Below are 8,340 nucleotides of genomic sequence, written 5' to 3'. Positions count from 1 at the left end.
GAGCATGCGGCTGTTAACCGCAGTGTCGTTGGTTCGAGTCCAACAGGGGGAGTTTTTTTTGTTTCCTGTAAATGTAACAGTTTATGGGATTTTTTTATGCTTGATCTGTGACAGGATAAGGATGTAAAAACGTGCAGATATAAATAAGATACATTTATATCTGCACGTTTATTTTTGTAACTACAAATAGAAATATTGACTGTTAGAGATAATCAATAAATTTATAAAGCTATGACAGAGAAATTCCGGCTTATCGAATGAAATTAGTCATGATCTTCTGCTCTGTCTCCGGAGCGTCGATACCGGCCTTTTTACCGGCTTCAATACATTTTAACAGCCATGCCATGTTATTGCCTAATGTACGCATGATCTGGAGGCCTTCAGCGTCTTTTCTGACGTCATCCGGGGTATTGCCGTGAACCATTGTCCAGTAGTTTCCGGACACGACAGGCATCTGATGATAGGTAAAGTATTTGATCAGAACATCCAGAGTAGCAGTAGTACCGGCACGTCTTGCGGAAGCAACAGCTGCGGCAGGCTTGTGGATCATATCCTTTCCGGCCTTGGAAGCGAATTTATCCATGAATTCGATGATCTGTCCGGAAGGAGAAGCCCAGTAAACCGGAGAACCAACAATAAGGGCGTCAGCCTCTTTCATAATGGCAGCTGCGGCAGCAACGTTTTCCTGAGAAGGATCCCCGGCCTGGAAGATTTCTGCCTCCACACCGTTCTTCTTTAAGGTTTTTGCGATCTCTGTAAGAGCTGTATAAGTGCAGCCTTCTTTGCGAGGACTGCCGTTGAGTAATAAAACTTTCATTATTGTCATCCTTTCATATGATTTTTTAAGTCATCATACTTTCAATTATATACAGAGAAAAAATAATGTCAATGTTTGAAAAAAACAGAAAAAATTTTTCCGGGTAGGGTTTGAGAAAGAAAATACAAACCCTTGGAAAGCCCATTTTATAAGGCTTTTGGGCCTGTTTTCCGTCTTTGTAAAAAAAATTGAAATTTTTCAAAAAAAAGCTTGCAATTATAAAAAAGGTATGGTATTATTTAACTCGTCGCTGAGGGAAATACAAAACAGCGAAACATAAAAAAGAAATATGGCTCCATGGTCAAGCGGTTAAGACACCGCCCTTTCACGGCGGTAACAGGGGTTCAAATCCCCTTGGAGTCACTTAAAACTAAACTGGATATTCATTGACTCGATTCAACATTTGGTGTTTAATACGCCGATGTGGCTCAATTGGCAGAGCAGCTGATTTGTAATCAGCAGGTTATCGGTTCGAGTCCGATCATCGGCTTTTTGGACCTTTAGCTCAGTTGGTTAGAGCAACCGGCTCATAACCGGTCGGTCCTGGGTTCGAGTCCCCGAAGGTCCATTTTAAAAGTTTTATATTTTGTATGGCCCAGTGGCTCAGTTGGTTAGAGCGCCGCCCTGTCACGGCGGAGGTCGAGAGTTCGAGTCTCTTCTGGGTCGTTCATATTTGGGGTCTTAGCTCAGCTGGGAGAGCATCTGCCTTACAAGCAGAGGGTCATAGGTTCGAGCCCTATAGGCCCCATTTTTGAACAAATTAATTGAATATGCGGGTATGGTGGAATAGGCAGACACAAGAGACTTAAAATCTCTCGGGGGCAACTCCGTGCCGGTTCAAGTCCGGCTACCCGCAGTATCAGTAAGATTCCTTTTTAGGGATCTTTTTTTGTATCATAAAATTTATTGATGAAAACGGGAAAATATTCCTAGCTTATTGGTAGGGATATTGACAAGGCTATTTTCCCATGATAGAATCCTGACAGTTGTAAAACAAATCGGACAGATATAAAAAATATATCCGTTGTCAGTATAAATATACATGGAAAGAATATAAGGAGAAGTCAGAAAATGCTGAATCAGTTTTCAAGAACAGAATTATTAATCGGAAAAGAAGGAATGGAAAAGCTGAAAAATTCCAGAGTCGCAGTATTCGGAATTGGCGGTGTTGGCGGATATACGGTGGAAGCACTGGTCAGAAGTGGCGTAGGTACCCTGGATCTCATTGATGATGATAAAGTATGCCTCACCAATATCAATCGCCAGATTTACGCAACAAGAAAGACCGTAGGGAAATATAAAGTTGACGTGGCCAGAGAACGTATTCTTGAAATTAATCCGGATGCAGTTGTAAATATCCACAAAACATTTTATGTGCCGGAGACAGCAGATTCCTTTGATTTTTCCCAGTATGATTATGTAGTCGATGCAATCGACACTGTAACCGGAAAGCTGATGCTCGTAGAGCAGGCAAAGGCTTCAGGAACACCGATCATCAGCTCTATGGGGGCCGGAAATAAGATGGATCCAACAGGTTTTATAGTGACAGATATTTATAAAACGTCCGTCTGTCCCCTTGCAAAGGTCATGCGCCGTGAACTGAAAAAAAGAGGAATCAAAAAACTGAAGGTGGTTTACTCACAGGAGAAGCCAATAACTCCAATTGATGATATGGCGATCAGCTGCAAGTCTCATTGCATCTGTCCTCCGGGAACAGAAAGAAAATGTACTCAGAGACGTCAGGTACCGGGAAGTAATGCCTTTGTGCCTTCCGTAGTGGGACTGATCATTGCCGGTGAGGTTGTAAAGGATCTTATTAAATAAAAATTGGATCATTTTGTGTTACTGAGAACGGAATGAACAGTAACCATTCTGTAAGAACAGATATTGCATGTATACTTATATTGTGCAATATCTGTTTTTTTGTGATAAAATATTTTTTACAGATAGTTTTGTAAATAAAAGAGAAGGACAGATAAAGTATGGGGATCGTTGAAAAATTTATAAAAGAAGGACAGCTGACAAAGGAAGAATATCCGGAACTTCTGCACTTATACCAGGATCCGGATGCGGTTCGTCTGCTTCGGGAAGAGGCTGTCCGTATACAGAAAAAATATTTTGGAAATAAAATATATACAAGAGGTTTGATAGAATTTACCAATTACTGCAGAAATGACTGCTATTACTGCGGGATCCGCCGTTCTAACAGGAATGCCAGCCGTTACCGCCTTACGAAGGAAGAAATCCTGCAGTGCTGCGAGAATGGCTATGAGCTGGGATTTCGGACATTTGTGCTCCAGGGAGGGGAAGACCCATGGTTTAATGATGACCGGATGGTTGACATCATCCGGCCCATCAAACAGGGATATCCGGACTGTGCGATCACGCTATCCATTGGGGAGAAATCAAAAGAAAGCTATCAGAGATTTAAAGATGCCGGAGCAGACCGCTATTTACTCCGTCATGAGACGGCCAGTGAGGAACATTATCGTTATCTTCATCCGGAGAGTTTAAGTCTTGCAAACCGTAAACAGTGTCTTTATACCCTGAAGGAACTGGGATATCAGATAGGTGCCGGATTTATGGTAGGTGCGCCGGGACAGACGCTGGAGTATCTGGCGGAAGACCTTGTTTTTCTTAAAGACCTGAATCCGCATATGGTGGGGATCGGACCATTTGTCCCGCACCATGATACGAAATTTGCAGAGGAACCGGCAGGAAGTGTGGATCTGACACTGTTTCTGCTGTCTGTCATCCGGATCCTGCTTCCACAGGTACTTCTTCCGGCAACCACAGCACTGGGGACCTTGGACCCCAGAGGCAGGGAAAAGGGTTTTCAGGCGGGTGCAAATGTAGTAATGCCCAATCTTTCTCCGGTGAAGAATCGTAAACAGTATGAACTTTATGATAACAAGATCTGTACAGGCGAGGAAGCAGCAGAGTGCAGAGGGTGCCTTACCAGACGTGTGGAGTCTGTAGGCTATGAAATCGTTACAGACCGTGGAGATTCCCCGATGACAGATTGACATGGGGTACAAAATACTTTCTTTTTTCAGTGATTTAAGGTAAAATACCAGTAAGATCAGATTGCTAAAAAATTAACAGCTGGTCAGAAATAAGCGGAATTTTCCTGCAAAGCGGAATGCAGGAAAAATGATGGAGTGCGTAAAATATGGAAAAATCAGAAAATGCTGTGCGGAGCAGACTTCTGGAAGCGGGGAAGGAAGAGTTCAGAGACAGGGGATTTCTGAAGGCTTCTCTTCGTGCGATCTGCAAAAAAGCAGATGTGACTACGGGAGCGCTATATTTCTTTTTTGAAAGTAAAGCAGCTCTTTTTGAAGAAATCGTGGAAGAGACGGTAGAGGATCTGAAGCGGATCATGGGAGACTTTACGGATCAGGAAAAACAACTGCATCCGGAAGAATATGACAGGATACTTATGGAATTTATCTGGGAAAACAGGGACATCGCAAAAATCCTCATAGATGGAGCTGAAGGTACCAGATATGTGAATTTCCGTGAGGATGCCTGTACGAAAATGGAGCAGATCCTTAATGAACGTTTTCAAAAGGAATGTGGACAAGAAGTTGATCACGAGCTGGTACATATCCTGGTACAGATGAAATTTCAGGGATATTGTGAACTGCTCCGGGGAAACTGCTCCAGGGAAAAACTCCTGGAAATTTCCAGAATTCTGCAGATATGTTCCAGCCAGTGCCTTCTGGCAATTGAGGCAGAACTAAACAGAAAGCATTAAAAACCATTGCTCATTCTCCTAAAGTATGTTATGATTAACTTGGTTAGTTTTAACAAACCGAGGGAGGTGTAAATAACGTGAGATCAAATGAATCATCTGAAGATTATTTGGAAACGATCCTGATCCTTGGAAACAGGAGTTCTCTTGTAAGAGCTGTGGATATCGCGGCAGAGATGGGCTTTAAGAAACCGAGTGTCAGTGTTGCCATGAAGAATCTTCGCCAGAAAAATCTCATCACAGTAGCCGACAACGGAGATATCCGTCTGACAGAGGACGGACATAAGATTGCCGATAAGGTATATGAACGTCATCAGCTGATCTCTTCCTGGCTGATGATACTGGGAGTCCAGGAAAAAACAGCGATTCATGATGCCTGCAGGATCGAGCACATAATCAGTGAGGAGAGCTTTCAGGCATTGAAAAAGGCAGTTTATGAGCTGAGGGAGCAGCAGGCTGTGCTCCATGGAGAAACTGCGGATCAGGTTTGATCCCTGCAGCAGAAGCTATCAGGAATTGACAACTGAAAAAATAAGAATATAATGGAAATCCAGGTTATGAAATGGAGGATACCAAAAGATGAAATTACTTTTTATACGACATGGAGACCCGGATTACACAATAGATTCCCTGACCGAAAAGGGCTGGAAGGAAGCGGAATTTCTTTCTGAAAAGATCGCAGCTCTTGATGTCAGGGATTTTTATGTTTCTCCGCTTGGAAGAGCAAAGGATACCGCATCCTGCACACTGAAGAAAAACGGAAGAACAGCTACAGAATGCAAGTGGCTGAGAGAATTCGACGTAAAGATCAGAAGACCGGATCTTCATGGGGAAAAGATCATTCCCTGGGACTGGCTTCCCCAGGACTGGACGAAGATCGAAAATTTCTACAGCTTTGACCGCTGGTGGGATAATGACATCCTGCGAGAGGGAAAAATGAAAGAAGAGTATGACTGGGTCACACAGAATTTTGATAAAGTTCTGGCAGAGCATGGATATGTGCGGGAAGGACATTATTACAGAGCAGAAAAAGCCAATGAAGATACGCTTGTGTTTTTCTGCCATTTCGGTGTAAGCTGTGTACTCATCAGCTATCTTCTCAGTATCTCTCCGCTGGTGATGCTGCAGAATTTCTGTGCGGCGCCGTCATCGGTGAGCACCATTGTTACAGAGGAGAGGCGAAAAGGGATCGCGTCCTTCCGTATGAGCTCTTTTGGAGACATTTCTCATTTGTATGCGCATCAGGAGCCGCCGGCTTTTGCTGCCAGATTCTGTGAGACATATGATAACAAAGAGCAGAGACACGACTAAAAAGCGAAAGAAACGGCTGTAATATTTCGTGTTTTTCCGGAAGACCATGGTAAATAATGATCAGCAGGATTATTTTGGAAAATGATTAGACTTCGTTAATAAATTTTATAATTTTACGGGGAATGTTTCATCCGCTTTTATCTAGTGCCATTATGTAGCTTTTCAAAAAGCCCGAAACCCTTGATTTTACTGGAAAAGTTTATAAAAAAACTTTCATCAGTGTTTATCACATATTAAGTTTTGCCCGTGGGGTAAAAATCAGTTTATGGGGTAAAGATTGGGGTAAACTGTGGGGTATGAGAACGATATAGATAAGTATTAGTAAAATACGATTTGACAAATATTTGAGCAGTTCGTATAATATACTTAACAAGGGAGCCGGAAGGTGAGTGCAGATCACCCGACCCGGCGAAATAAGATTAGTAAAAAATAGCTGTCATTCTCGCCAAAGAACAGGACGGCTATTTTTTATGTGTATAAGTCAAAATCGCAACGATCAGTAAAGCAGTTGTAAGTATAATTTGCAATTCTTCATAAGTACTCATAATGATCACTCCTCTCTGGTAAGGTGTCCATATCAGGCACGTTTTTATTGCTTTTTACCTTTGAAATTAATATTGTATACAAAATTGTGCGCAATTAAGGGACATAAAGAGGAGGCATTTTCGGATTTACCCCGGTGAGAAAGTGAAGATGTTTTGCTACATGGTAATTTAGATGGAACAGAATGTGAGAAACCAATAGAAAAGATATGGTGGTTCGGTTATAATAAAGAAAAGATATATTTAATATTGATAGGCAGAAAGAAATGCTGGTATTTTAAAATATAAAAGATTTGATTTTTGGTTGTTAAAGAGTATAATAGATAGTATCTGATAGAGGAGGAAAAAAATGGGAGTATTATCTGATGCGCGAATTATAGAAAAAATTTATGATGAAAGTATTATTATTTCACCATTTATATATGATCACGTACAACCTGCCTCTGTTGATCTGACATTAGGAAAAAAAATTAAGATACCCAACAGAATTGAAAATGCAGTAAATGTATATGATGAGCAACAGGAGATATATGAAGAACGAGAAATTGAGCAGTATACATTAAAACCTAATGATTTTATTATTGCATTTGTTCGTGAAACAATTCAATTACCTGCAAGTATAAGTGGATTTGTAAAAAACAGAAGTAGCTTAGCAAGAGTGGGTTTAGATGTTAGCGCGAGCAGCTATGTTAATCCAGGTTATCATGGGCAGATGACAATTACTATAAAAAATATGAATCCAAATTCTGTAGTTATACATAGTGGAATGAGAATATGCCAGCTTATTTTAGTTGATGTTGAACCAGAGGCTAATATTGATTATAGTAAGAAAGAAGATGCAAAGTATCAGGAAGAAAAAGGTGGAGAGGTAGCGAAGCTTTATTTGGATCGAGAATTTCAAGAATATAATCAGTTGAAAGATAAAGGTAGCATAAGTAATTTCTTTGAACAAAGATTAAGAGATAACGAGAAATCAATTGATGATATTTTGTCTGATGAACAAAAAAGAAATTTGGGATTAAAATAAATGGAGAGTATAGATTCTTTAAGAGCAATATTACACGAGATACGTCCGCAGCTTATAAAGTGTATTCATGATAAAAAAGTTAAAGAATACATAGAGCAATATGAGCAATTACATGATGGAAAAAAGCCAAATAGGAAGAAAATTGACGACTTCAATAATATTCTAATTGCGCAAAAGATTTCTGTCGAAGAGGCGGATAAAACAATTGAAGAATGTTTACAAGAAGTAGAAAAACAGATAAGAAAAGAACAAAAGAAGAAGAAGATAAAAGTAATAGGGATAAATACGATTGTATTGGTAATGATCCTCAATTTAGTGGGTGGTTATATTGGCACTTATTTGAAAGAAGCATTGCAGATTAATATTTTAAAGAATTATGAATTCTTTTCTTTTCCCAATTTGATTAATGCAGTATTGATTGGTTTGATAATAATGATTCAATATGTTGTTTATGTAGTAAGAAAGGATTCGTAAATATGCATGAAATTTTAGAAAAAAGACCATATAAACATTTTAAGGGGAATTTATATTATGTACATGAAATTGTATGTCACTCGGAAACTGGAGAACTGTACGTTTCATATCAAGCACTCTATAGTCCCTATAAATTTTATATTAAGCCATTGAAACTATTTGCTGCAAAAGTTGAAGATGGACGTACAGATAATTTATTGCATCAGAAATATAAATTTGAATTATATGATGGCAATATCGACGGAAAATTATGATCGGTTGTCCGGAACCTGTGTTTTCCTTATAAACAGAATATCGAACATACAATAAAGCACTCAACGCCTTAATTGGTATTGGGTGCTTTTTAGTGTTTTATTGAGACTATGAAAAAATCTCTGTAAATAGGATTCTTCTATGATAAGAAAGGGTGAGTAGC

General features: G+C 39.8%; 9 protein-coding genes and 6 tRNA genes. 14 read left to right on the top strand and 1 reads right to left on the bottom strand.

Features of this window, described 5'->3' with window-relative positions:
* Window positions 1-250: 250 nt before the first annotated feature.
* Window positions 251-817 (bottom strand): flavodoxin family protein, encoded by a 567-nt coding sequence (locus tag DWW77_RS17680; RefSeq protein ID WP_044960541.1) that lies wholly within the window; start codon window positions 815-817, stop codon window positions 251-253.
* A gap of 291 nt (window positions 818-1,108) precedes the next feature.
* Between DWW77_RS17680 and DWW77_RS17675 the strand changes: the two genes are divergently transcribed.
* The 14 genes from DWW77_RS17675 to DWW77_RS17610 all read left to right on the top strand — a co-directional run bounded on the left by DWW77_RS17675 (window position 1,109) and on the right by DWW77_RS17610 (window position 8,179).
* Window positions 1,109-1,180: transfer RNA gene (locus DWW77_RS17675), tRNA-Glu, on the top strand.
* 54 nt (window positions 1,181-1,234) lie between these two features.
* A tRNA-Thr gene (locus tag DWW77_RS17670) sits at window positions 1,235-1,307 on the top strand.
* A gap of 4 nt (window positions 1,308-1,311) precedes the next feature.
* Window positions 1,312-1,385 (top strand) — tRNA-Ile (locus DWW77_RS17665).
* Between the two features lie 24 nt (window positions 1,386-1,409).
* Window positions 1,410-1,483, top strand: a tRNA-Asp gene (locus DWW77_RS17660).
* A gap of 9 nt (window positions 1,484-1,492) precedes the next feature.
* Window positions 1,493-1,565 (top strand) — tRNA-Val (locus DWW77_RS17655).
* A gap of 24 nt (window positions 1,566-1,589) precedes the next feature.
* Window positions 1,590-1,673: transfer RNA gene (locus tag DWW77_RS17650), tRNA-Leu, on the top strand.
* 215 nt (window positions 1,674-1,888) lie between these two features.
* The gene (locus DWW77_RS17645) at window positions 1,889-2,641 is read left to right on the top strand and encodes a tRNA threonylcarbamoyladenosine dehydratase (protein WP_118609250.1); all 753 of its coding nucleotides are present in this window, start codon (window positions 1,889-1,891) and stop codon (window positions 2,639-2,641) included.
* 158 nt (window positions 2,642-2,799) lie between these two features.
* Complete coding sequence (hydE, locus tag DWW77_RS17640; RefSeq protein WP_118609249.1) at window positions 2,800-3,843, top strand: [FeFe] hydrogenase H-cluster radical SAM maturase HydE; 1,044 nt, start codon at window positions 2,800-2,802, stop codon at window positions 3,841-3,843.
* A 146-nt stretch (window positions 3,844-3,989) separates the two neighbouring features.
* Window positions 3,990-4,574: a TetR/AcrR family transcriptional regulator gene (locus DWW77_RS17635; protein WP_114002081.1), complete on the top strand. Its 585-nt coding sequence runs from the start codon at window positions 3,990-3,992 to the stop codon at window positions 4,572-4,574.
* Between the two features lie 77 nt (window positions 4,575-4,651).
* On the top strand, window positions 4,652-5,062 hold the full coding sequence (locus DWW77_RS17630) for a metal-dependent transcriptional regulator (RefSeq protein WP_021650250.1): 411 nt from the start codon (window positions 4,652-4,654) through the stop codon (window positions 5,060-5,062).
* Window positions 5,063-5,150: 88 nt separating this feature from the next.
* Window positions 5,151-5,882: a histidine phosphatase family protein gene (locus DWW77_RS17625; protein ID WP_021650251.1), complete on the top strand. Its 732-nt coding sequence runs from the start codon at window positions 5,151-5,153 to the stop codon at window positions 5,880-5,882.
* A gap of 891 nt (window positions 5,883-6,773) precedes the next feature.
* The gene (gene dcd / locus DWW77_RS17620; protein ID WP_118609248.1) at window positions 6,774-7,451 is read left to right on the top strand and encodes a dCTP deaminase; all 678 of its coding nucleotides are present in this window, start codon (window positions 6,774-6,776) and stop codon (window positions 7,449-7,451) included.
* Entirely contained in the window at window positions 7,452-7,925 is a 474-nt protein-coding gene (locus tag DWW77_RS17615; protein WP_118609247.1) for a hypothetical protein, read from the top strand.
* 2 nt (window positions 7,926-7,927) lie between these two features.
* A complete protein-coding gene (locus tag DWW77_RS17610; protein ID WP_118609246.1) occupies window positions 7,928-8,179 on the top strand; it encodes a DUF1653 domain-containing protein in 252 nt (83 codons plus the stop codon).
* The last annotated feature ends 161 nt before the right edge of the window (window positions 8,180-8,340 follow it).

The organism is Ruminococcus sp. AF17-12 (genome assembly GCF_003479245.1).
In the GTDB taxonomy this organism is placed as follows: Bacteria; Bacillota; Clostridia; order Lachnospirales; family Lachnospiraceae; genus Blautia_A; species Blautia_A fusiformis.
Note: the sequence above shows the minus strand (reverse complement) of the source record. Positions and strands in the feature narration are given on the sequence as shown.

Coding starts and splice junctions, on each gene's coding strand:
- DWW77_RS17680 (WP_044960541.1), bottom strand. CDS start 817: ATGAAAGTTTTATTACTCAACGGCAGTCCTCGCAAAGAAGGCTGCACT.
- DWW77_RS17645 (WP_118609250.1), top strand. CDS start 1,889: ATGCTGAATCAGTTTTCAAGAACAGAATTATTAATCGGAAAAGAAGGA.
- hydE (WP_118609249.1), top strand. CDS start 2,800: ATGGGGATCGTTGAAAAATTTATAAAAGAAGGACAGCTGACAAAGGAA.
- DWW77_RS17635 (WP_114002081.1), top strand. CDS start 3,990: ATGGAAAAATCAGAAAATGCTGTGCGGAGCAGACTTCTGGAAGCGGGG.
- DWW77_RS17625 (WP_021650251.1), top strand. CDS start 5,151: ATGAAATTACTTTTTATACGACATGGAGACCCGGATTACACAATAGAT.
- dcd (WP_118609248.1), top strand. CDS start 6,774: ATGGGAGTATTATCTGATGCGCGAATTATAGAAAAAATTTATGATGAA.
- DWW77_RS17615 (WP_118609247.1), top strand. CDS start 7,452: ATGGAGAGTATAGATTCTTTAAGAGCAATATTACACGAGATACGTCCG.
- DWW77_RS17610 (WP_118609246.1), top strand. CDS start 7,928: ATGCATGAAATTTTAGAAAAAAGACCATATAAACATTTTAAGGGGAAT.